At 34.8% G+C, this 23,889-nt stretch carries 17 protein-coding genes; 6 read left to right on the top strand and 11 right to left on the bottom strand.

Annotation, left to right across the window (positions count from 1 at the left end):
- Positions 1-59: 59 nt before the first annotated feature.
- The 8 genes from ASE40_RS07195 to ASE40_RS07230 all read right to left on the bottom strand — a co-directional run bounded on the left by ASE40_RS07195 (position 60) and on the right by ASE40_RS07230 (position 12,995).
- Positions 60-1,916 carry a RagB/SusD family nutrient uptake outer membrane protein gene (locus ASE40_RS07195; protein ID WP_057116279.1) on the bottom strand — a complete coding sequence of 619 codons (1,857 nt, stop codon included), beginning with the start codon at positions 1,914-1,916 and terminating at the stop codon, positions 60-62.
- 4 nt (positions 1,917-1,920) lie between these two features.
- A complete protein-coding gene (locus ASE40_RS07200) occupies positions 1,921-4,941 on the bottom strand; it encodes a SusC/RagA family TonB-linked outer membrane protein (RefSeq protein WP_057116280.1) in 3,021 nt (1,006 codons plus the stop codon).
- 33 nt (positions 4,942-4,974) lie between these two features.
- Complete coding sequence (locus ASE40_RS07205) at positions 4,975-6,177, bottom strand: AGE family epimerase/isomerase (protein ID WP_057116281.1); 1,203 nt, start codon at positions 6,175-6,177, stop codon at positions 4,975-4,977.
- Positions 6,178-6,205: 28 nt separating this feature from the next.
- Positions 6,206-6,751, bottom strand: coding sequence for a GDSL-type esterase/lipase family protein (locus ASE40_RS07210; RefSeq protein WP_241774336.1), 546 nt, complete (start codon positions 6,749-6,751; stop codon positions 6,206-6,208).
- Between the two features lie 118 nt (positions 6,752-6,869).
- Entirely contained in the window at positions 6,870-8,669 is a 1,800-nt protein-coding gene (locus ASE40_RS07215) for an FAD-dependent oxidoreductase (protein ID WP_057116282.1), read from the bottom strand.
- Positions 8,670-8,703: 34 nt separating this feature from the next.
- Complete coding sequence (locus ASE40_RS07220; protein ID WP_057116283.1) at positions 8,704-10,113, bottom strand: DUF5009 domain-containing protein; 1,410 nt, start codon at positions 10,111-10,113, stop codon at positions 8,704-8,706.
- 84 nt (positions 10,114-10,197) lie between these two features.
- The gene (locus ASE40_RS07225; protein ID WP_057116284.1) at positions 10,198-11,325 is read right to left on the bottom strand and encodes a glycoside hydrolase family 10 protein; all 1,128 of its coding nucleotides are present in this window, start codon (positions 11,323-11,325) and stop codon (positions 10,198-10,200) included.
- Between the two features lie 443 nt (positions 11,326-11,768).
- Complete coding sequence (locus ASE40_RS07230; RefSeq protein ID WP_057116285.1) at positions 11,769-12,995, bottom strand: ROK family protein; 1,227 nt, start codon at positions 12,993-12,995, stop codon at positions 11,769-11,771.
- Positions 12,996-13,325: 330 nt separating this feature from the next.
- On the opposite strand from ASE40_RS07230, the gene ASE40_RS07235 reads away from it, so the two are divergent.
- From ASE40_RS07235 to ASE40_RS07250, 4 genes are all read left to right on the top strand, one after another.
- Positions 13,326-14,582, top strand: a complete 1,257-nt coding sequence (locus tag ASE40_RS07235; protein WP_057116286.1) for a DUF3370 family protein — start codon at positions 13,326-13,328, stop codon at positions 14,580-14,582.
- A gap of 40 nt (positions 14,583-14,622) precedes the next feature.
- Positions 14,623-16,497 carry a PQQ-binding-like beta-propeller repeat protein gene (locus ASE40_RS07240; RefSeq protein ID WP_057116287.1) on the top strand — a complete coding sequence of 625 codons (1,875 nt, stop codon included), beginning with the start codon at positions 14,623-14,625 and terminating at the stop codon, positions 16,495-16,497.
- 313 nt (positions 16,498-16,810) lie between these two features.
- Positions 16,811-17,101 carry a transposase gene (locus ASE40_RS07245; protein WP_057116288.1) on the top strand — a complete coding sequence of 97 codons (291 nt, stop codon included), beginning with the start codon at positions 16,811-16,813 and terminating at the stop codon, positions 17,099-17,101.
- Positions 17,102-17,558: 457 nt separating this feature from the next.
- On the top strand, positions 17,559-19,277 hold the full coding sequence (locus ASE40_RS07250) for an FAD/NAD(P)-binding protein (RefSeq protein ID WP_057116289.1): 1,719 nt from the start codon (positions 17,559-17,561) through the stop codon (positions 19,275-19,277).
- A 617-nt stretch (positions 19,278-19,894) separates the two neighbouring features.
- Here the strand turns inward: ASE40_RS07250 and ASE40_RS07255 are convergent.
- Together ASE40_RS07255 and ASE40_RS07260 are read right to left on the bottom strand one after the other, a co-directional pair.
- Positions 19,895-21,109 (bottom strand): condensation domain-containing protein, encoded by a 1,215-nt coding sequence (locus ASE40_RS07255; RefSeq protein ID WP_057116290.1) that lies wholly within the window; start codon positions 21,107-21,109, stop codon positions 19,895-19,897.
- Positions 21,110-21,566: 457 nt separating this feature from the next.
- Positions 21,567-21,941: a winged helix-turn-helix transcriptional regulator gene (locus tag ASE40_RS07260; protein WP_057116291.1), complete on the bottom strand. Its 375-nt coding sequence runs from the start codon at positions 21,939-21,941 to the stop codon at positions 21,567-21,569.
- 123 nt (positions 21,942-22,064) lie between these two features.
- On the opposite strand from ASE40_RS07260, the gene ASE40_RS07265 reads away from it, so the two are divergent.
- Together ASE40_RS07265 and ASE40_RS07270 are read left to right on the top strand one after the other, a co-directional pair.
- On the top strand, positions 22,065-22,859 hold the full coding sequence (locus ASE40_RS07265; protein WP_241774337.1) for an SDR family oxidoreductase: 795 nt from the start codon (positions 22,065-22,067) through the stop codon (positions 22,857-22,859).
- A gap of 107 nt (positions 22,860-22,966) precedes the next feature.
- On the top strand, positions 22,967-23,287 hold the full coding sequence (locus tag ASE40_RS07270; protein ID WP_057116292.1) for a hypothetical protein: 321 nt from the start codon (positions 22,967-22,969) through the stop codon (positions 23,285-23,287).
- A 181-nt stretch (positions 23,288-23,468) separates the two neighbouring features.
- On the opposite strand, the gene ASE40_RS07275 is transcribed toward ASE40_RS07270, so the two are convergent.
- On the bottom strand, positions 23,469-23,765 hold the full coding sequence (locus ASE40_RS07275; protein WP_317039082.1) for a helix-turn-helix domain-containing protein: 297 nt from the start codon (positions 23,763-23,765) through the stop codon (positions 23,469-23,471).
- Positions 23,766-23,889 lie beyond the last annotated feature (124 nt).

The following is a 23,889-nucleotide window of genomic DNA, read 5'->3' on the forward strand; positions in this document are numbered from 1 at the left end:
TAGTAAAGTCAATCTTCGCTTAATTTATTTGACAATAATCTAATTCTAAAAGGAAACAATTATTGACCGTAACCATCATTTTGCGTAAGCTGAGGCGCCTTGTTTCTTTCAACCTGAGGAATCGGCCATAAATAGAATTTATCATTCCAGTTGTTTGGTCTGTCTGCATCTCTCTGGCGTAGTTTGCTTCCGTAAGCAGCATAAAGTGCTAAGTCATTCAAATCTCTCTCAGAACCTGGTGTCCCATAGGATGGAACCATATCTGCAGTTACTTGAGTATATCCGTCGGGATAAGTACCAGGATTATTACCCGTAGCTGGGATTACTCCTGTTGCAATTGGGAATCCGTATGTTCTTTCTGCATTTTCCAATGCTCCAGTTCTCCATCTTCTCATATCGAAGAAGTGTAATCCTGCTTCTCTAATAAGTTCTACTTTACGTTCTCTGCGAACCAATTGTCTTAATTTTGCCTGATCTGAAAGTGTAGTCGCTGGCATATTAACTCTCGCTCTTACTTCGTTTATAGCAGCTGTTACAGTACCATCAATTTGATTCAGTTCAATTTTTGCTTCTGCATACATTAATAAAATTTCTGCGTAACGCATCATCAAAATATTATATGAAGGTTCTGAAACAATTTCGTCATTAAAATAGTTGTATTTTCTCCATAGGTATCCAACTCCACTTTGAATGTAACCGTATTGTGCTACAGATCCTGTGTAATCTAAATTCGTAATTGAAGTTGCATTGTTTGCCGCGTCAAATGCCGTAGTCGTTGGCTTGTATAATTCCATTAAGATATTCAGCTTTACACCTCCATTATTGGCAATAATATTTGATTTGTGGGTGTAAATAGACATTTTCAAACGCGGATCCCTATTTGCAAACGGATTTTTAGGATCGTAACCAGAACCTGGCTCATCAATTCTTTTTCCGTTTGACATCTCGAAAGTATCTACCAATAACTGTGTAGGGAATCTTCCTGACTGTCCCCCTACTGTTCTTGCCATTTCTCCAAATGATTGGTAATGTGTCTTCTTTGATGCTTGGTCCGAATAAGAAAGTGCAAAAATGTTCTCTTTTTTAGCTGGTCCTGTAAGTTGTCCCGCTCTTGTAAATAAATCATCAAAATTTGGAGCAAGAGATCTTCCAGATTCCTGAATAATTCTTCGCGAAGTCTGCGCAGCAATATCAAAATAGAACGCTGCTTTTGCCGCATCTTTTGTTCCTTTCTGTCCAAAACCTTCTTTAAACCATGAACCTGCATATAGAGCAATTCTAGCTTTTAAACCTAAAGCGTAAGATTTATCAATACGACCAAGTTCTCCAGCCTGCCAAGGTAATTGTGTACTAGCTTCTTCTAGATCGTTTAATAAATAATCAACTATTTCCATCCATGGTTTTCTCGTAGCACTTTTTTGCTCTTCCGGAGTTACTGACTTTGTAAAGAATGGTACATCTCCATACAATGAAATTAGATAGTGATAATGTGTTGCTCTAATCACCTTGTTCTCTGCAACATATTGTTTTGCTTTATCGCTTAAACCGTCAATATAAGGGGCAGAACCTTCGATAACGGTATTGGCTCTTGCTATTCCTTTGTAGAAATTAGCCCACTGTCCCTCCACAATAAAGTTATTTTCTAAGTTAACATTGTTTACGCCAATCGAGTTATTGTCGGCTCTTTCGATACCCATTGGCGTGTACATATCATAAAGCGTGAAAAATGGCAACTGGCTGCTCTCCATATACAGACCTTGGTAAGATCCGTTTGTTCCCTGTTCGATCGCCGCTTCATTGTTATAAAAATTTGAGGACAAATAATCACTCAAAGGCTCTTTGTCTATATAGTCTTCACAAGATCCTAACCCAATGATAAGGGTTAATCCGAGAATTGTTTTTTTTATTAAATTCATTTTGTTAAAATTTTAAGTTAGCACCTACAGTAACCGTCTGCATAATTGGGTAAAATTCCCCTCCAAGATTTCCACCGTAATTTACCTCAGGATCATATCCTTCAAAGAAATTACTTAGTGTCCATAAGTTTTGTCCGCTTACATAAAGACGAAGACCATCAATATGTGCTTTTTCTAAGAATGTTTTTGGAAGACTGTATCCAATAACAACGTTCTTCAATCTTAGATAAGCTCCATTTTTTACCCATTTATCAGAAGCTACAAAGTTATCTGCTGAGTTCGCCTCTGGCACTAAAATTGGGTAAGCGGCATCTTGGTTTTCTGGTGTCCAAGAATCAACTTGGTGTGCAAATAAATTTGATCCGTTAAAGAATGGTCTAACTCCAATACCGCTCATTAGCACTTTTCGTTCTCCAACTCCCTGAAAGAAACAAGTAAGATCGAAATTTTTATAACTTGCCGTCAGGTTAACTCCGTATTCATAGTGTGGAAAAGGATCTCCTAAATACACTTTATCATTTTCTGTAATAAGAGTTGGATTTGCTCCAGTCGGATCCATTTTTACATACTTCACATAACCTGGTTTTGCTGCGTTAGATAATTTAGGAGAATTAGCTACATCTGCTGCATCTACATAATATCCGTCTGTTTTATATCCCCAGATTCCGCCGTTAGGGTAACCTACAGTAACTGATCTGTCTGAGTTTGGACCGTATAATTTTGTAATCTCATTTTCATTGTTGCTTAAATTACCTGTAATGCTGTAATTAAACTCTGCAATATGATTTTTATAAGTAATACTAGCTTCCCATCCTTTATTCTGCATATCTCCAGCATTGCTGTAAGTTGCGTTAAGTCCTGTATAATAAGTTACCGGATATATTAAAAGCATATCGTAAACGTCTTTTATGTAATAATCAAACGTAGCAGAAAGTTTTCTGTTGAAGAAAGTAGCATCTACACCAAAGTTGGTTTGTTTTGATTTTTCCCAAGTAATATTAGGATTCGATAAGGTAGTCTGTGCTACACCCTGAGCCAGTTGTTTATCTAACCAATAACTGTATCCAGGCTGAATTGTTGATGCATATGGATAGTTTCCAATATCCTGATTTCCTAAAGTTCCAATGGAGGCTCTAAGTTTAAAGTCACTTACATACTTTAGAATTGGTTCCATAAACTTCTCCTTACTCACCATCCATCCAGCTGAGAAAGATGGAAAGAATCCCCAGCGCTTCCCTTCTACAAATCTGGAGGAACCGTCATAACGTCCAGTAGCTTCAAAAAGATATTTTCCATCAAAATCATAATTAAATCTTCCATAGAAAGACGACATCGCCCATTCTGTTGCTCCGCCTGTTGCAGAAGCTGTTGCTCCATCACCGTTTACTAAATAATATCTTTCTAGTTCGAAACCATTTTTGCTTGCGCTGATGTCTTTTAGAATATTATTTTCACTTTGAGTACCTGCCATTATTTTAAAATCGTGATCTCCAAACTTCTTAGTGTAAGAAGCCTGTGCTCTAAAATAATTACGAACATTAGCACTGTAAGCTTCAGTAACTCCATCTCTTGCAGGATAATATCCCTGAACTACACCCTTTAATGAAGTCAAATACGGTGTTGTAATAAATGTTCCTCTATTTTCTGTTTTTCTATAGCTGTATTGTGCTAAAAGTTCTAATCCTTCTTTTGGAGTTGCAATTAAAGTTGCATTTAGTAAAACCTCAGGTCTTTCAATGGTCTGACTTCCTGAAGCTTCTGCATTTGCTACCGGGTTGTCGCCATTTTTGCCATATCCCCAGTTTCCGTCAATTTCACGGACTGCTGAAAGTGTTGGCAGCATGTATAACGCTTTATTGATAATTCCTTTAGGAGTTGCGATTCCTGGTGTTTGCTGAGTAGAAGTTCTATATGATATTTCGTTGTTTAACTTTAGCCATTCGTTGATTTTTGCATCCGTATTTAATCGTACATTAATTCTTTTAAAATCGTTATTTTCGATTAAACCGTCTTGTTTAAGAGAAGTAATTGCTCCAAAATATTTGATGTCTTTTCCGCCCCCAGATAATGATAAATTATTATTAGTCATTACAGCGCTTTTTTTGATCGTAGCGTTTTTCCAGTCTGTATCGTATCTGTTCCAGTTGTCCGGTTTATAAGCCCTTTGATCGGCGATCATTTGTTCTCTTTCCGCTCTCTGATCTGCTGGAATAGTAATTCCTGCGTTATCAAATGAATTTAACTCTGCCTGAAGATAATCTGCTGCCTTTAATACTACTGGCATATTTGTCGGTGATTGTATCGCAGTGTATGAATCCAAACTTACTTTCATTTTTCCGTCTTTACCTCTTTTAGTAGTAATTAAAATTACTCCGTTAGAAGCTCTTGATCCATAGATCGATGCTGACGCTGCGTCTTTTAAAACAGAAACATTTTCAACTGTATTCATATCTACCTGATTGATATCCATTTCGATACCGTCTACCAAAACCAGTGGAAATGTACTTGAGTTAACAGATCCAATTCCGCGAATTCTAATATTAGAACCGTCACTTCCCGGCTCACCAGAAGTCTGCTGTACCGTAACTCCGGCAATTGTTCCCTGAAGTGCTGTAGACATAGAAGCAATCGATCTTTTGTTTAAATCTGATCCTTTTACCGTCCCGATAGCTCCCGTTAAAGTTGCTTTCTTTTGCGTTCCGTAACCTACAACTACAACTTCCTGCATTTGGTTTGTCACAGATTCCATTTTTATTTTTACAGAAGTTTGTCCTGTAACATCGACCGTCATATCCTTAAATCCGATATAACTTATCAGTAATAATGTCTTCTGGTTAGGCACATCTAACTGAAAGGCTCCGTTAAAATCTGTCGAAGTTCCTGTTTTTGATCCCTGAATCAAAACATTGGCTCCAACCAACGGCATACCATCAGCATCTGTAATTAACCCTTTTAGCTGTTTTGTCTGTGCCTGCATAATAAGCGAGAACAAACAGAACATCAAGAATAATATCCCTTTTTTCATAGTTAATAATAATTTGGTTTTTGATTAATTAGTTTATTTTAAAGTCGTCCATAATTCATATAATCCGCGTGGCACATGGAAACAACCTTTCCATTTTCCTCCTTTTGCCTCAAGAAGTGGTTTTCCCTCTCTTGTTAAATAACCAAACCATTCCCCTTTGTATTTCTCATCTCTAAAGTGGTTCCAGGTATATTCATGTAGTTTTAAAAACCACTCTTTGCTTTTTTCATTTCCGGTAAGTTTGTAAGCTTTGGCGAACGAAATCATCGTTTCTATGTGTACCCACCAAAGTTTTTGGTTCCATTGCAGTTCTTGCGTTGGATGGCCTTTAATATCTAAGAAATAATAAATACCACCGTGTTCTTTATCCCAGCCAAACTCTGTAGTCTTTATTAAAATTTCTTCGCATTTTTTTATTAATTCCGGCTTATCATAACGTGTTGCAATATCCATGAGGAACCACATAGACTCATTTCCATGCCCTGGATTTATGATTCTTCCTTCGAAACTGTCACTGAAAGCACCATTAGCCCCTACATTTTCCATTATAATGCCATGCTCTTTGTTTAAGAAATTAGTCATAATATCTTCAATAAGCGGCGGCACCATTTCATCAACTACTTCTTTTCCAATCACTTCTTCCAATAACAAAGACAGATTACATAAAATCATTGGGAGGGAGAAATTTTTCAACTCCCTTGTACCATTAAATGCTTTACTCCATTTTCCCTTTGGATTATTTTGTCTTGCCAAAATGTTATTATAGGTATTTACAGCAACTTCTTTGTGTAGAGAATCATTGGTAGCTTTATATAATTCGCCAAAAGCCATAGCTGCAAAACAATCCGAAAAAATATTATAAGGCACTACCAAAGGTTCTCCTTTTTGGTTGAGAGAGAAATACCAATTTCCTGCAGCATCTCTTCCGTTCTTTAATAGGAACTTTGCACCATGAAGGGCAATATCAAGCCACTTCTGTTTTTTTTCTACCTTATTATAAAGCATAGAAAAAGTCCAAACCTGTCTTCCCTGCAGCCAGATAAATTTGTCTGTATCGTAAACGCTGCCTTGCCTGTCCAGACAAGTAAAATAGCCTCCGTACTCTTTATCAAGCGAGTATTTTTCCCAGAATGGAATCACTTCTTCTAATAATTCATCTTTATATAAGTCTGCGTATTGGTACAAATCTGTATTTTGAATATGGTCAAATTTGATATCACTATTAGGCTCTAACATTTACTCTATATTTTTTAGTTTATTATTTCTATTCTATGTACTTTTTTATAAGAGAAGCCCACAAAAGGTAACCAGGTCCCAAAAGATGTAGTCCATCATTTGTATAAGCTTTGCTGAGTTTTCCATTTTCATCTAAAAAATTAGGAAAAAGGTCGACGAAAACAACGTTATTCTTTTCCGCCAATTTTTCCAATTCTATATTGACTTCTTTAATAATCTGCATTTTACCCTGATGATTTTTGAATGTATCAAACTCATCATTTGTTGGAAGAATGCTTTGGATATATATTTTCGTTTTAGGGCTTTGGTCTTTTAATATGGAAATTATTGTCTGATAATTTTTTAGGATTGTTTCGGGACTAATTTTTAGAGCTATATCGTTAATTCCAATCAGAATAAATACTTTTTTTGGCTCTCTCCTTACGATTTCACCCATTCGATCTAAAACACCTAATGTGATATCTCCAGAAATTCCCCGGTTTTTGACATGCTGCCCTGAGAAAATTTCATCCCAGTTAGCACAATTAGTTATACTATCGCCAAGTAAAATAATTTCATTTTTGGCAACTGGCATTGTTTCGAAAAAAGAACGTCTCTGATCATAGAAATAATTATGAAAACTCTGACTGCTTTCCTGAGCACATAGCCCCGCAAAAAACGTCGAAAAGAAAAAACAACAAACTCTAAGCATTTTATTTTCCTGATTTAATATGACCTGAAAAATCAATTTCTATCTCAAATGGACGAAGGGTCCTTTCGATTAAAGCTGCCAAATCTTTTTTACTTATTGGCTTATTAGAATAATTTCTCTTTTCGATTTTAGCGCCAGCTTTTGTAAGTATATTTACGGCATCCTGTTCTGTCAGCAAATCTGTTTTTTTAATTACTTTATTTTTAGCATTAAACTGATTTAGGCCTTCTGTAAATTCTTGAACAGAAATATTTTGTTCTGGATAAAACCAAGTTCTGTTGGCCCATTTGTAGCTTTCTCCTTTTGTTTTTAAAATTCCGGTAGCTGTAATTTTTTGAATACTTTCAAAAGCTGGATCTGTAGGCTTTACATCATACAGCGGCATTATATACGCTTTCTGATTTAAAAGTGATTGTTGTACTTCTCTTACCGAAACCTGACGTGGCTCAACTTTATTTTTAACGGCAATTCCTGCCAAAGTTCCTGCTGCCTGACCTGTAAGTAAAACAACAGGTTGTAAACGTGTTGCACCATTAATTAAATTGGAAGCAGAAATCGCTTTATCAGAAACAATAAATCCGTCAACTTTTTCAGGGATTAATGATCCGAGAGGCACATTATAAGAAGGTACCGGTGGAAATCCAAGATCTGGGGCATTAGGATTTTGTTTATGATGATGATCTACAGGATAATCTCCAACAGAAATTCCTGTTTTGTATAAAGCTTCTTTTTGATTGTAAGGGTCCGCTACGTGGTTATAAGTCAAAAACGAAACTCCTTTTACTCTTCTTCCCTCACGATAATAAGGAGCATAAGCCAACAAATCTGAAGTTTGAAATTCGTCATCTGCTAAACCAAGATTTTTATATCCCAGTTCATTTTGTATATAGTAAACAAACTGTAAAGTGTAATTTCTCGCTTTTAGCAGTTCTTTATTTCGGTCTTCTCTCGATAATTCAACCACATCCAGATATACATCATTACCTTTTTTAGGCCAATTGATCATGTATTTATTGTTTGGCATTTTTCCATAAGTCAGCATTTTGTCGCAGTCAATTTCTTTGTGATCAACCGTTTCCATACAAGAACCAGTAAAATTTGAAGCTGAATAATTTTCTGGCTTGGCGATGGTTTTATCAATACCTTTTCCATAATCTTTTAAAATAGCAACCCAAGTTAAATCCTGTACTATTTTATTCGGTTTTAATGGTGCATTGGCTTCTTTGGTTTCTTTTTGAGAATCCATTCCTAAACGGTAGGCTGCTCCCGCCATTTTCAGCGTTTCACCTATATCAGTAGCATCGATTGTAATTTTTGCCTGAACCTCTAAAATGTCATTTTTATCATTTTTGAAAGAAGCTCCTTTAACTATATTTCCATCTTTAATGATACTTGCTACATAATAGCCATGAATAATTTGAAGATTTTTTTCTTTTGATGCAATTTGATTGAAAATTTTATTTCCTACCGAAGGCTCAAAAAGTGTGTTGCTTACCCAGCCTGTTTCAAGAGCTGCGGCTCCGCCGTAATAATCTCTAAGCGCACCTCTGAATTCGTTCCAGATTCCCGAATCAAGGTTATGATTACCATCGCAGGCACCAACTCCCTGCAAAGTGAACATACCGCCTATCCAAGGCGATTCTTCTACGATTAAAGTATTAGCACCCAATCTGGAAGATGCAATACCAGCAGAAGTTCCGCTGGTAGAGCCTCCAATTACTAAAACGTCAACCGTCTTTTTGGTGATATTCTGCGAATATCCGTAACAAAATAAAAAAAATGCAATTATTTGAATTTTCATAACATATAATATTTTTAATAGCTAGATTGAATTTTCAGGTTCTCCAAAACCATTTCTTTCTGGAGAAAAAAATCGTTATTAAAATGGCAAGTATCGTAAGTATAAAACCTCTCAAGAATCCCATAAAAGCGTTTTCGTTAAATGCATCGAAATAATTTGTTATAGTTAAAATGGTTAAAACTGGCATTACAACCATTGATGTCGCAACGTAGGCAATCATTGGATTCTGTCCTGTTAAAACCAAAAATTTGGTAGCTCTGATATATTTGAAATAATCACAAATCATAGAGAAAAATAATACTGCTAAAAAAGCCAGTCCCGATGTTACAAAATAATAACTGTAGGTCGAAGAATCTTTACGAATTCCACCTTCGTAAGCTTCAAGAAATAATCCTAACATTAAACAGTAAGCTCCTGCAGAAAAAAGTTTTTTCCAAAAAACACCAAATCCAGAAGTATCCGATTTTAAAAGGAAATAATTCAAAATCAATAAAACTAAAGTAACTGCCAGATTTATTTCTAATTGACGTGTAAATAAAAAATAAACATTGCTAACAATAATTGCCAAAGAAACTAAACCTGTTGCAATTGCTTTATTATCATTTTGTTCCTCATTACTTTGCGGAGAAATAGTCCATTCCTTTATATATTCTCCGGCAAGAGTTCCCGGAATTACAATGAAAAAATATTTTAAATAGTAGAATTTATAAGCCCATGCAAACGGTGTAAAATCATACAATTGCTTTACCCAGCCTTCATTTGTACTGGCTAAAAAAGTGGCCATAATAAAAGGCAAAACCAATAATCTATTCTCAGGTTTTTTAAATGTGTAAATATAAATCACACTCGCTAAAAACGCCATATTGGCAAGTACTACAAGAATAATATCGCTGTAATAAATATCAAAATTATGATTGTCTTTTCCCTGATAATTCGTTAAAAACATTAATGCAAATCCTAATGCAAAAGCAGCAATCTTTATTATGAACGAGCTCGTTTCCTGTTTTTTAAAGTATTTCGCAAAAGAATCCGACATAAACATTCCAAACATCAATGCAAAAGAAACCAAAGAAATAACACAAGCTTTAAGATCAACCGGACTGCTAATTACGAATGGTCTCATGTGCATGAAAAAAATAGCGAAAAAGACCAATTGCAATCCTCTTGAAAATGCATTTAGAGAAAGGCTGCATTTACTAGCACCATTTTCTAATTTGCTACCCAATGAAAAAGGAAATGCAGCACCCATTGAAAATAAAAAGAAGGGAAAAACAAGATCTACCCACGTTATCCCATAAATATTAGGATTAAATGATGAGTTAGGCGGCACTTGAGCATGTGCCATCCAGGCAGGTAAATAAGTAAGTACCATTTGTCCAGAAAGTATCATGGCGATGATTGCAAATCCTCTTAAGGCATCAATAGACAAAGCTCTTGTTTTCATATCTAGATTTTAATCAATTATTTTGAGACAATTTTATACCGTCGTTATAATAACTATCTGCTTATTCATTAACTTTTTTTCAATTTACTTTTTAGTGTATTCTTGAGAAAAATAATCTGGAAAAGCTTTCAATCCCTCATAAAAAAAGAAGGACTCTCCTTTTATTCCCAGTTTTCTATTGGTATCAATCATATTCTTTAAAAAATCAGGTTTCGGATTTACACCGTTGACTTGAAGCAGAACCCCACAAAAGAATTTATCTTTCTGATCTTTTTTAAGAAATTTTATTTGGTCTTCCAATGTAGCAGTGTAACTCTCAATTGTTTTTCTGTAAACCTGCGGAATTACATAATCGCAATATCCTTTGTCCAACCAAGTTGGCCAGTCTTGCAGGTATTCTTCTTTTGCCCACGGATGAATACTTGGAGCCATACTCACAATCAATTGAGGTTTGATTGCTTTTAATTCTTTATAAAGCGCGCCTAAAAAAACGGTCAATTTATCAGCCCGCCAAGTAAGCCAATCAGCATTTTTATAATCTTCCGGAGGATTATTACCGTTATGTTCTTTTTTATATAAAGCTACCGTATAAGGATCATAACCTCCTAGAGAAGGCATTGCCGGCAGACGGTCATCTCCCTGAATTCCATCTACATTATAGTTTTCAACAACCTCCACAATCAATGATTTTACAAAATTCTGAACTTCAGGATCAATAGCATTCATCCATTCAAAACCATTTTTTGTAACTAAGTTTCCTTTATTATCTACTGCTTTCCAGTTTGGAAACTTTTTAAGGATAGCACCTCCATTCTCGCCGTAAGAAGAAGCAAAACCAAACTCAAACCATGCATGAACTTTAATATTTGCTTTATGCCCTGCTTCGATCATTTCTTGCAGCGGATCTCGACCATTAAAACGTTCCATAATTGCTTTGCCAAATAAATCATTCATTATCTTACTTGGATACAAAGTCGCTCCTCTATTCCAAACCACAACATAAATATCTGTAATACCAGATTTTTTGCAGACTGCAACCGTCTCTATTATATTTTCTTTTGAATCTAAAGCTTTTGAAGCAACATTAGTCACCCACACTCCTTTAATTGGAGAAATTGGAGTTGCAGCAATAGTTGTTTTCTGAATTCCTGCACAGCAAGAAAGTGAAAACAATAAAATAGGCATCATGATAATTTTTAAAATATTATGCATTGTTTTTGGTTTATTATTACCGAACAAATATATAAAATTTTACTAACTACAATATAGTTATTAAAATTATTTATTAATTAGATTTTAAACAATTTGAATTAACCTGAACAATTATATTTAAGATCCTCAGTAAATACAGCAAATGAACACAGAATATATAATTAAATTATTTTTACCTTTTTAAGGATATTTTTTTTCAAAAACAAAATAATTCGCACAAAAAAATCATATTGTCAATTTTACAGCATAATAAAAAAGTAATTATTATTAATCACAAAATGAAATTATATTTATTAAATAGTGATGGAAATCATACAGAATGGACAGATCAATTAAATTTAAAAACTTAATTTAAAAAAAGACTGGTCACTACTCAAAAGAAGGAATAAAAAAAAACTCTATAAATAATTTTATAGAGTTTTGAAGAATTTTATAAAAAATAATTATTTAAAAAAAGGAGATAACATCTTTTCTTTTACAATGCAGCAAGCTCCAATAACACCTACACGATGCCCCAGTGTTGATTTCTTTAATTTCATATCTCTATTTACCAGACCTAGCGAATGCTTTTTCAGTGCTGATTGTATTGGAAGAAGTGCAAAATCTCCAAGCTGAGAAAAGTCTCCTCCAATAACAAGCAGATCTGGATTGAATATATTAAGCAAGATAGACAGATAGCGTCCCATTTTTTCACTTTGTCTGGTAACCAATTCTATACACAAGCTATCTTCGAGATTTATCGCTCCCGAGATAATATCTAAATGCTGCAGATCCTCATTTTCATTGAGTTCAATTTTAGAATGCTTACCTTCTTTTAAAGCTTCTTTAAATTGCCTTACTAGTGACCAGCCTGAAATTTCAGTTTCCAGACAGCCTAATTTCCCACATTGACAAATGATTTCATTTTCAAAAAGGGTACTATGCCCAAACTCACCAGAATAGCCGGACTTTCCGTAGTAAAGCTTTCCATCTGTCATTATACCAATAGCAACTCCCCAGCTGTAATTCAAGAAAATTATATTTTGCTCATCATCCACAACACCTTCACAATATTCACCAAAAGCCATTGCTCGAGTGTCATTTTCAAGATGAACCGGAAGTCCAAGCTGTTCTGAAATAATTTCGGTCAGAGGCCTGTTTTCACTAAAAAAATAGTTATAACTAAAACCTTCCATAGAATTAATACGCCCGGAAAAGTTAATACAGATCCCTACAATCAATTTTTTCTCTACAGAACTTTCTTCAATATAGTTATTAATAAGAGCACAAAACTCCAGAAGAGATTCCTGAGAATTTTTTAATGCAAAGGGAACACGCAGATCAAGGCTTATAAACTCATTTTTGATATTCTGCAAACCAATAGACATATGGGTCCTTCCAACCTCAACTCCTAAGAAAAAAGCACAAGTGGGATTGATACTATATAAAGAAGGTCTTCTTCCTCCACTGTTGGTTATTTTTCCCATATCTACCACATTCCCTTCCTGTAAAAGCTCGTTGACCGCTTTAGTAACAGTAGGAACACTAGACTGCAATTCAGAACTTATTTCTGCAATTGTAGCATTTCCCGCAGAAAGCAATCTTTTTACAATTGACTGTCTGAGCATGTGCCATTTTTGTCCTGAAAGACTATTGTCTTTACTAATATCAAGTAAATCTTTTAAATTCATTTATCTTCGATTTTGGTAAATTCTTCTACAAACATAACTCATTTTTAACTTAACAACCTCTTTTTTTTTATTACAAAAATTAAAACACAACCTTAAATTTTACATTCTATAATTTGGCACTGCAAATGTGTTACAAATTACAACCTATATCTGTATGAAAAAACATCTTAAAAATACATGTTTTTTATTTATAGCCAAGCATTTAAAAAATAAATATATTATTTAACAAACAATTAATAAATATTTTTACAAATAAGGTTAAATATATTAATTTTTTGCTATTTTAGCAAACAACTAACTGATTATCAACCCCCATTAAATTAAACCAATATGAAAGCAAAAAAACTAATATGCATTGTTATTACAACTATTCTTATTTATGCCTGTTCAAATGAAGAAAATGTAAAGGAATCCGTTTCTCAGACAGTATCAAATAAAACAGCAAAAGCACAATTAGCCGTAAATTCTCTAGTTTCTTCAGACTGGACTTCAGGAACTCTGTCCACTTCAATTGTACCGCCACAAAACTTGAAACACTTGAGTGGTAATTTATCTGAAAAACCAATTTGGAAAAGTAACAATCCAGAAATTATACGAGGGAATGGATGGCTAATGCAAAATGCACGCGTAGATTCCAGCAGAGGAGGTTCGTCAAATCCTCTTTCTGGTACTTTTGGAGTTTATCTATTTCACATCAACCAATCCGGTTCTGTAAAATACTTACACGTTTTAGTTTCAAACCCTCAAACCAGTGCTCTTACAATTAGTGGAAAAGGCTCTACCTATACCAATTCTGAGAAACCGCTAAATGGAAGCGCAACAGGTCAGAGTTATTTTGTCTCAAAAGACTGGCTTCAAAATACGCCTCGTACAACATTTAACAACGTAACCATTAATCCGTCAAAGGTTTATGAAGTTTATAGAGCAACCTTAGCAAACAACAATATGGTAGATGGGTCTTATGAAATAACTGCTTCACAGGGTGTATATGTCTACACAGTCGTTACTTCAACTGGATCTATTAACGATGCGGTAAATGCTACTCAGACGGCGGCCGCTGGAGATATTTATACCGAAAGTACGAATACGTATGGTCGGGAAGCTGGAATATATACTGAATCTGGATGGTCTGGAACTACTGACATTGACTTACCAACTGGACCAGCCTACATGGGATTATGTCTTAATACAAGTTCAAAATTTGCTGTAGGTGGAACATATTTGCAAAATCAAAATGCTCCGTTCTCTTATAAATTAAACGGAGCTTCACAAAATACTTATGGAAATTACGGCCACAAATATACCTTGACTCTTAAGCTAAATAATCCAAACAGTACCTCAAAAAATGTATCGCTTACATTTGCTTCTAACTTTACATCAGCAACAAATTCACCTTCCTTCACTTTCAACGGGCCACTTTATTTAAATGGAGCCTTAAAAAATATTTACACTACTCCAACACAGCCGGCACAGAACCTAGCAACTTGGAGTATTCCTGCTAACTCATTTTTTAATGCCACAATAACATTTTATGTTCCAGGTTTAATCACAACAGGACAACAGTTAATTTTAAAACAAACTAATTAATTATACTATTTTGCCGAGAACAAAAATTAAAGAATCACAAATGATTTCTCTACACAACCTATTAAAAACTTTTTTATTAGCTGTACTTTTTTTTCAGTATTCAATAGCTCAAAACAAGCCGTTTACTTTTGCACATATTACTGATACACATATTGGAAGTGAAAATGCTGCAGAAGATCTTGAAATGTCTGTAAAAGATATTAATAATAATTCTGATATTGAGTTTGTAATTCACACAGGTGATGTGACCGAATTTGGTTCTGATGAAGAATTGTACACGGCAAAAAAAATACTCGATAAACTCAAAAAACCTTATTACATTGTTCCTGGAAACCATGATGCAAAGTGGTCTGAGAGTGGATGTAATACTTTTTTAAAAGTTTTTAAAAGTGAATGCTTTGCTGTCGAAAAAAATGGTTTTCTATTTATAGGTTTGGCATCAGGACCTAATATGAGAATGTCTCCCGGACAAATTCCAAGAGAACATCTTGAGTTTTTACAAAATGAGCTCAAAAAAAATCAAGCAAGAAAATTACCTTTAATTTCGGTAAATCATTATCCATTAGATTCAGGACTGAATAATTGGTATGAAGTAATCGATCAATTAAAAAAGCAAAATATTCAAGCTCATTTAATGGGACACGGACATTCCAACAAAGTCTATAATTTCGAAGGAATTCCAGCTGTTATGGGCAGATCTAATCTTCGTGCCGATAAAACAAAAGAACCAAAAGACCAAATTGCGGCATATAATATCGTTAGAGTAGAAAACAACAAAATGATTTATTCGGAACGAAAAGCAGGAAAAGAAACTTCAGCACCTTGGGCCACAATTGAATTAAAAGATCATTCTTTCAGCAAAGACACAGCTATATACAAAAGACCTGATTATAGTATTAATTTAAAATATCCAAATGTTCAAGTAGTCTGGACTAATCAATTTTCTTCGGATATTGGCAGTGGCGTTGTATTAAGTGGCAGTATTGCAGTTACAGCGAATACAAAAGGAGAAATTACAGCCTTGAAAGCTGATACTGGAAAAAAATTATGGACATACAAAACAAAAGGAAAAATATTCTCAATACCAGCAATTGAAAATAATATTGTGATCGTAGGCTCATCTGATAATTCTATATATGGATTAAAATTAGTTACCGGAAAAAAAATATGGAAATTTACCACTAAAAAATCTGTACTGGGATCTCCTGCAATTGAAAATGATAATGTTTTTATAGGAGGTTCTGATGGTATCTTTAGAGCGTTGAATTATAAAACCGGAAAATTAATCTGGCAGTACAATGATGTTAGTAATTTTGTTGAATGCAGGCCTTTGGTTTTCCAAGAGAATGTGTACTTCGGGTCATGGGGAAATAGTTTTTATGCCTTAAATAAAAATACGGGTAAATTGGTCTGGAGATCAGAAAAATCAGGCAGCCGTATGCTATCACCAGCAGCAGTATTTCCTGTCGGAAGTTTTAATAAAGTCTTCATTGTTGCTCCAGACCGCTTCATGACTGCCTTTGATTCGAAATCAGGAAAGGAAATTTATCGTTCGAAAGAGGTAAGCTGCAGGGAATCGATCGGTATTTCAAAAGATGGTATGATAATTTATATAAAAAGTATGAGTGATGGTAGCTTGACTGCAATTGATGCACAAAGTGAAACCCAAAAGATACTTTGGAATGTAGATACAGAACTAGGCTACGAGATTGCCCCTTCACCTATAACAGAATCTGGCAACCTTGTTTTTGTCCCTGGACAGAACGGATTAATTTGTGCTGTAAATAAAGATTCGCAGAAGGTAGAGTGGAGATATAAAGTTTCCAATACGCTGATAAATGCCGTGACCCCTTTTGGAACAGATAAAATTCTGATCAGCACAATGGATGGAAAAGTAATCTGTTTAAAGTACTAATGAAAGGATATTTTTTTCACAATTAGAACCTCCTTTAATTTTGCTGCAAGAAGTAAGGCAGTTAAATATGATTGCTCTGAGAAAATAAAGCAAAATCAATTTTTATTTTCATGTGCAGATCACAGTAAAAAAGAATATCATTATTGCGTTTGCGGTGCCGATAATATTTACTACCGAATAAATGGAGATTGGAGTTGATACCTTTTTGCGACTAAATTCTTAGGCTGTGTTTATCTGAAGCAATAAAAAATGAGGATATATTGCCTAAAATTTTTGACTGCAGCTAATTTTATTCCTGCCAATTTTTAACAGCATGAAAAATACGAGAAGAACCTTTACTTTACGCTTTAAGATTCTGGCCGCTTCCATGAGCATCCACTGTGGAAGAGTCTGTGACGTGGCAGGAGAACTCAACATCAGTACAAGTACCCTTCAGCACTGGAAGAAGCTTTACCAAGAAGGCAGATTTACCATAAAGAAAACTTCAACTGAAATATCCCATAAAAATGAGCTGCAGAAGCTTCGGAAACAGATAAAAGAATTAGAAATTGAAAGGGACATCCTAAAAAAGGCTCAAAATATCTTCTTCAGGAGCGGCGGGTGAAATATTAATTCATTAGAGAAAATGCTGAAATATTTTCTGTCGAGATAAAACCTAATATTTACTAGTGTTTAATAATTCATTAAGGAACCTCTTTTTCTGCAAAACATAGTTAATAAGGCTTTCCTGTCCAGCCAATTATTCCTTCACCAGCCTAAGCTTTTCATGACCTAATCAAAGAAATGATAGATTCTCAACAACATTAAACACTCATTTAATAGTTAAGATCTTGATTTATTCCTAATAATGTTTATAATGAAAAATTTAATTTACACAGACCCAAGTCTCTTCTCATTTATAATAAGAGGAAACAATCTCAGAAGGCATCAAGTCGGCTGGATGATTTAGAGTGTGAAATAAATAATCAGCTGATTTAAAGAGCTGAATTTTAAAACAACTGGTTGCTAATTCTGTAAAACTTCTATATTAAAGCAGATTATATTTGTTTAAAAATTTAAACATGCCGAAAAATACATCTAAAAAGAAGATTGCAATTCTGGGAGGCGGTCCAAGCGGCCTTTTTCTTTATAAAAGATTAGTTGAATCTGGAAGTACTGATCTGGAGGTTACCATTTTTGAAAGAAAAAGCATGCTTGGAGCAGGTATGCCGTACAGCACCGAAGGCGCCAATGAAGAACATGTTACCAATGTTTCAGATAATGAAATTCCTGAAATTGTCAATTCAATCGAAGAGTGGCTGCAGACTGCTCCTGCCGAACTATTGGATAAATTCGATATAAATCCCAATAAGTTTAATGAATACAAAGTACTACCGCGAATTTTATTTGGATATTATCTTTCTTCACAATTCGAGCTTCTGCAGCAAATCGCTTCTGTAAAAGGAATTCTTACCACTATACATTATCAGACTAATGTTCTGGACATTATTTACAATAAAGAGTACAATAATGTCACCATAGAAACTACAGATGATAAAGCAGTTTTTGATTATGCGGTAATTTGTACCGGTCATCATTGGCCAATACGATATGAAGGAAAAGTAAAAGGTTATTTTGATTCGCCATATCCTCCCGCAAAATTGGCAGTGCATTTGAATCATGCCGTAGCAATAAGAGGATCTTCTCTTACTGCAATTGATGCCATTAGGACTTTAGCCCGCAGTAACGGAAAATTTATTAAAGAGGCTGATGGAACTATTCGTTTTGAAAAAGCAGCAGAGAGTCCAGATTTTAAAATGGTTATTCATTCCCGAAGCGGCATGCTTCCTGCGGTGCGTTTTCATTTAGAAGATTCTCATTTGTCCAATGATTCATTGCTGACTAGAGAAGAGATAGACGAACATCGAAAATATAACGACGGCTTTTTATCGCTTGATTTTATTTTTAAAAATAATTTTAAAGAAATTTTCCGAGAAAAAGATCCTGACTTTTATGATCGTATTAAAGAGCTGTCAATAGAGGAATTTGTTGAAGAAATGATGGAACTCAGGGAACGTCTGGATCCGTTCCAGCTTTTAAAGGCAGAATATATACAGGCCGAAAAATCAATAAAAAGACAGGAGTCAGTATATTGGAAAGAAATGCTGGCGGTATTAAGTTTTGCTATGAACCATCCTGCAAAGTATCTTTCGGCAGAAGATATGCAGCGATTACAAAAAGTACTCATGCCTTTGATTTCTATTGTAATTGCATTTGTACCGCAGAAATCCTGCAGCGAATTACTTTCTTTACACCATGCAGGGGTTCTGGATATTGCTGCAGTAAATCATAATAGTTCTGTAGAACCTCAAAATGGCGGAGGTATACTTTACAAGTACAATGACGAAAATGAAAATTTACAAGCTGTTTACTACAATACTTTTATCGACTGCATTGGCCAGCCTCATTTATCGTACGAAGATTTTCCATTTAAAAGTCTGCTTTCGCAAAAATTGATAAGTCCCGCCAGATTAAAGTTTAAATCTCACGAAACAGCAGCTAAAGCACTAGAAACAGGAAGTTCTGTCGAGAAAGATTCGCAGGGAAATTACTTTTTAAATGTATCAGGTATTGCGATGAACGATAATTTTCAAATTATTGATCAGTATGGCGCATACAATGAAAATATTTACATTATGGCAGTACCTTATATCGGAGGATTTAATCCAGACTATTCTGGTTTGGATTTCTGTGAAGCAGCTTCAAAATTAATTGTCGAATCTATTTTATCTGATAATTAACAGTTTTTAATTATTAAGAAAAGAAAAAAACAGCAGAAAACTCAGGTGTAAATATATAAAATTAGTCAAGGCAAAATAATGTATATATACCTGCCTTTCTTATTCAAAATGATCAATTTTACAAAGCTTACATTCTTATTTCAAGTAATTCAATTTGCTCCCGCTGCTTTCTGCAAATATTATTAAACCAATTGGCTTATTTTCGCCATCCTGCTTTTCGTACCTATCTAACCAGCGTAAATACAGTTCCATTTAAGCAATCAGAGATTTGTGGCAGAATCGTGGCACACTCTCTTTTAAAAACTAGAAATCCAATAAAACAAAGATCTAACAAGTTTAGGTTCTAAACTTTTAGAGTTTTTTTTCTCCTGATGAAGAATTAATTAAAAAACGAATGCAATAGGTTAATTTTAAAACTAACTCTAAAAAGATTAAACTTCTCTTATGTTTTTGATAATTTTAATAAATTTCAATTCGTAATTATTTTTATCGATGTACTAATTCTTTAAAAACATCAAAATTGATATCAGGTATGTTCATATAAATAACACCATACAATACATCTATGCATCATATGGTGTTTCTTTAAAATTAAATTATCTTAGATTGTCCGAATACTATTTGCAGGCTTCCGCCATAAGCATCTGCATTTCTTCTAATAAACCTGCAATAGGTGTGTCGCTGGTATTTGTGAGACAAAGATTGCCGTTGGTACTGATCGCCCCAATAGTCTGCTCCAAGCCCTTTCCTGAACGAACCATTGGACCATATACAGATTTAAGTTTGAGCTTTCCAAAATCAGTTTTATATTTCACCTTTACCAGATTAGTAACCATTATTTGGTGATTGAATGCTTCTTTTAATATATCTACCATTTTTTGGATATCTGCACTGTTGAAAGTCAGCGTTCTGAAAAAACCAAGATAATTCTCTACATGTTCTTTTGTTTCTGTTCCATTGAGACCTGATTTTGCCAATCTGGCTATATCCCAAAAAGATTGCTTTTCTTCTGGCTCAAAATAAACGGGATGAGTCGTAATATTCAATCCGCAGTTATCATCTAATTGAAGCGCTTTTCGTGTGCAGATAGGAGAAATTAATTCAATTTTTTTGTCATCCCACTCTTGGCGAAGTTTTCTTCCTGCAATAACCACAGCAGCGCAAATTGCACCATGCACCGTTGTTTGCTCCAGTCTTGATCTTTCTATAAGCTGTGATGTATGCTCGCTTGAAAACTTAATACTTTCAACTTTAGGAGAAACAGCATCAGGTTTTTTAAATATATATATTGAAGTTTCGTTATCTTCAACAGCAGTATCCTCAGGAAGTCCAAGTGTTTCATCGTTAGATTTTTGCGGTGCTAATACCAGCGGAATCTGGCCTGTAACTGCCTCCAGTAAATCCCTGAATAAATACATAAGTGAAGATCCATCGGCTAATGTATGATTGGCTACTAAAATCAATACAGTATCTTCAGGTTTTTGTAATACAATCACTCTAAAAAGAGGACCCTCTTCAGTATTAAATCGTGTTGCTAATTCCTTTTCGACTACTTCCTCCCATTTAAAATTGTTATCGATTTCTATGACCTTCAGTGGAATGACTAGGGAGTCAACATGTTCGATAAAAGGTCTTTTAAATTCATCCATTCTAATTCTTGCTGAAAGGTTGGGATGTCTCTTCTGAACCTGATCAACGGCCAGTCTCCATGCATCAGCCGATTCTCTTCCTTCTACTTCTGCAACCAAAGCAAAGTCCTTAGAATCAATCTGATCCAACAGCCAGAATGTTTTTTCAAATGCACCCAATGTGCGGTTTTGATGTTTTGTCATTTCTAATAGTTTTTAATTTTTACTGATTCTTAGAGAATGATTCTATATCTCGTGTGATTAATAATAATCAACATGACCGTTTTCATTCTCCGCAGCAAAATTCAGTAAAGACCGATTCTCTAAAAATGGATATACTGCAGTTATTATTGTAGATTTTTCCCTTTATTAGATTTGGTGTGACAGAGGACAAAGTCAGGCATCATACGTAAAGTGCAGAGCATTAGGAATTGTCAAAACTACCAACTCGGGATATTTGTAATTATTTAGAATAATATAATAAAGGAATTGCAAATGCTGTTGTTATAATAATTGTACAAATAGACAGCACAGAAAATTTATGTATTAATAGAAGTATAGGAAAAGAGAAACGGCAATTTGTAGAGGAATTGGAAATCCAAAAAAAAGAATAAAAGAGTATAAATTTTAGCTAAACAAAATTAATTTAGAGATTCTTAATTTATTCCGTATCGGCTGCTCCGGGAAATTTTTTAATGATTAAAGATTTCAGTCTCTCTTGATTCTGATCACCCCATTGGCCTAAAGCACCTATAACTGGAATTAAACTCTCGCCAAATTTAGTGAGACTGTATTCTACTTTTGGCGGCACTACAGGATATATTTTCCTAACAACGAGCTCATGTTCTTCCAATTCGTTCAACTGGATGTTCAGCACCCTGCGTGAAGCGTCTGGTATTTTACGTTGCAATTCACTTGGTCTCTTATGGCCTTCGTTAATAAACCAAAGCAGGCGTATTTTCCATTTACCATATAATACTTCCCCTATCAGGTCAAGTCCGCAGTTTAAGTTCGGTATTGTTTTTCTTTCATACATATTGTAAAAGTACTAGTATGTTACGATTTGTGCAATAGGGGAAAAATTTATCCCTATCTGAATCGTAATTCCGTACTTGTGAGAAAGTTGCATACTTCTGAAATTTGTACAAAAGAAATTATCATGAAACAAATAATAGATTATCAAAACGAGTTATCAGGCAAAATTGCGCTTGTGACAGGAGGTACAAAAGGGGCTGGCAGAGCGATAGCCGAACGTTTAAAAAATGCCGGTGCTACGGTAGTTATCAGCGCAAGAAACCAACCTGAAACACCAGATAAAGAGCTGCATTTCATTCCTGCAGATTTAAGCAAACCAGAAGCTGCTGCCAAAGTTGCTTCTGAAGTATTTGAGAAATTCGGTAAGTTAGATATCCTTGTAAACAATCTGGGAGGTTCTGAAACTCCTGGCGGAGGATTTGCTGCATTAACCAATACAGATTGGGAAGAAACAATACAAGCCAACTTACTGGCACCAGTTCGCCTGGATAAGGCAGTTCTTCCAAAAATGCTTGAAGGTAAAAGCGGGGTAATAATCCACATAGCATCTATTCAGGGAAAACTTCCTTTGTACGATTCCACGCTGCCGTATGCTGCCGCAAAGGCTGGACTTATTAATTACAGCAAAGGATTATCGAAAGAAGTATCTCCAAAAGGTGTACGTGTATTGACCGTTTCTCCAGGATGGATTATGACCGAGGCATCAATACGCATGATGGAGCGCATTTCTGAAAGCAGTAATATATCTATAGAAGAGGCTGAAAAAGGTGTAATGGCAGCTTTGGGAGGTATCCCTTACGGAAGACCAGCCAAACCGGAAGAAGTCGCTGAACTCGTTGGATTTTTGGTATCACCCAGAGCAGGTTACCTGACAGGAACAGAATATGTAATCGATGGTGGAACAATTCCAACGGTTTGATTTTTAATATATGTAATAGTTACCTTGAAAGAAGAGGTCTATATGTCCAATAAAAATAATAAGTAAATAAAATAAATAAGCATTAGTAACCATAAAATAGATACATTATGAACTTACCAGAAGTAATACAAGACTTAGTAAAAGCGCAAAACAATTTTGACAGTTCGGCTTTTGCCGATTGCTTTTCAGAAACTGCAATCGTATTTGATGAGGGAAAAAATTATACCAGCAAAACAGAAATAAAAAACTGGATAGAAAAAAGCTCAAAGGAATACAATACAGCAATGAAACCGCTTGAATTTGAAGGAGATGCTGAAAAGGGAAATTTAAAAGCAGAAGTATCAGGAACTTTTCCAGGGAGTCCCATTATTCTTACCTATAATTTAACGTTTAAAGGAAAACTTATAGAATCGTTGGAAATTAATTAAAGTTTCAAAAGCAGACCTTAAATTATGATTATTCTATTAGGAGAATTACATACAATTGAATAATTGACCTATTTAATTCTCCTAATTGTTTTTATAAAGTTTCGAACCTAAATCTTGTCAGTCTAGATCTTGTTGGATTTTACATTCACCTTATCTTTCTCTATTTGCAACATGTTTATGGTTAAGGAATTAATGTTGACGAAATTCCTAAATGAACATCTTTGTGCTTTGCCCCCCACTCATCCAATTGCAGGCAGATAGGAATGAGAGCACTGCTTACAGGAGTAAGTTCATATTCAACCCTCGGAGGCACTTCATGATACACGGTGCGTATTACCAATCCATCACGTTCCAGCTCGCGAAGCTGTAATGTCAGCATCCTTTCGGTAATGTTCGGGATTATCCTTTTAAGCTCCCCAAAACGTTTTTTACAGTCACTTAACCGTATTAAAATTGGCAGTTTCCACCTTCCGCCCATTAGTTGTACGGCGTAGGTAAGATTACAATCTGAAAGAAAATTTCGATTGATGTTATTTGTGGTATTTTCTTTTCTATTTGTCATTACTTACAAAATTGTATGTACATACAATAGGTTGTGTACA

The organism is Flavobacterium sp. Root935 (assembly GCF_001429295.1).
GTDB lineage: Bacteria > Bacteroidota > Bacteroidia > Flavobacteriales > Flavobacteriaceae > Flavobacterium.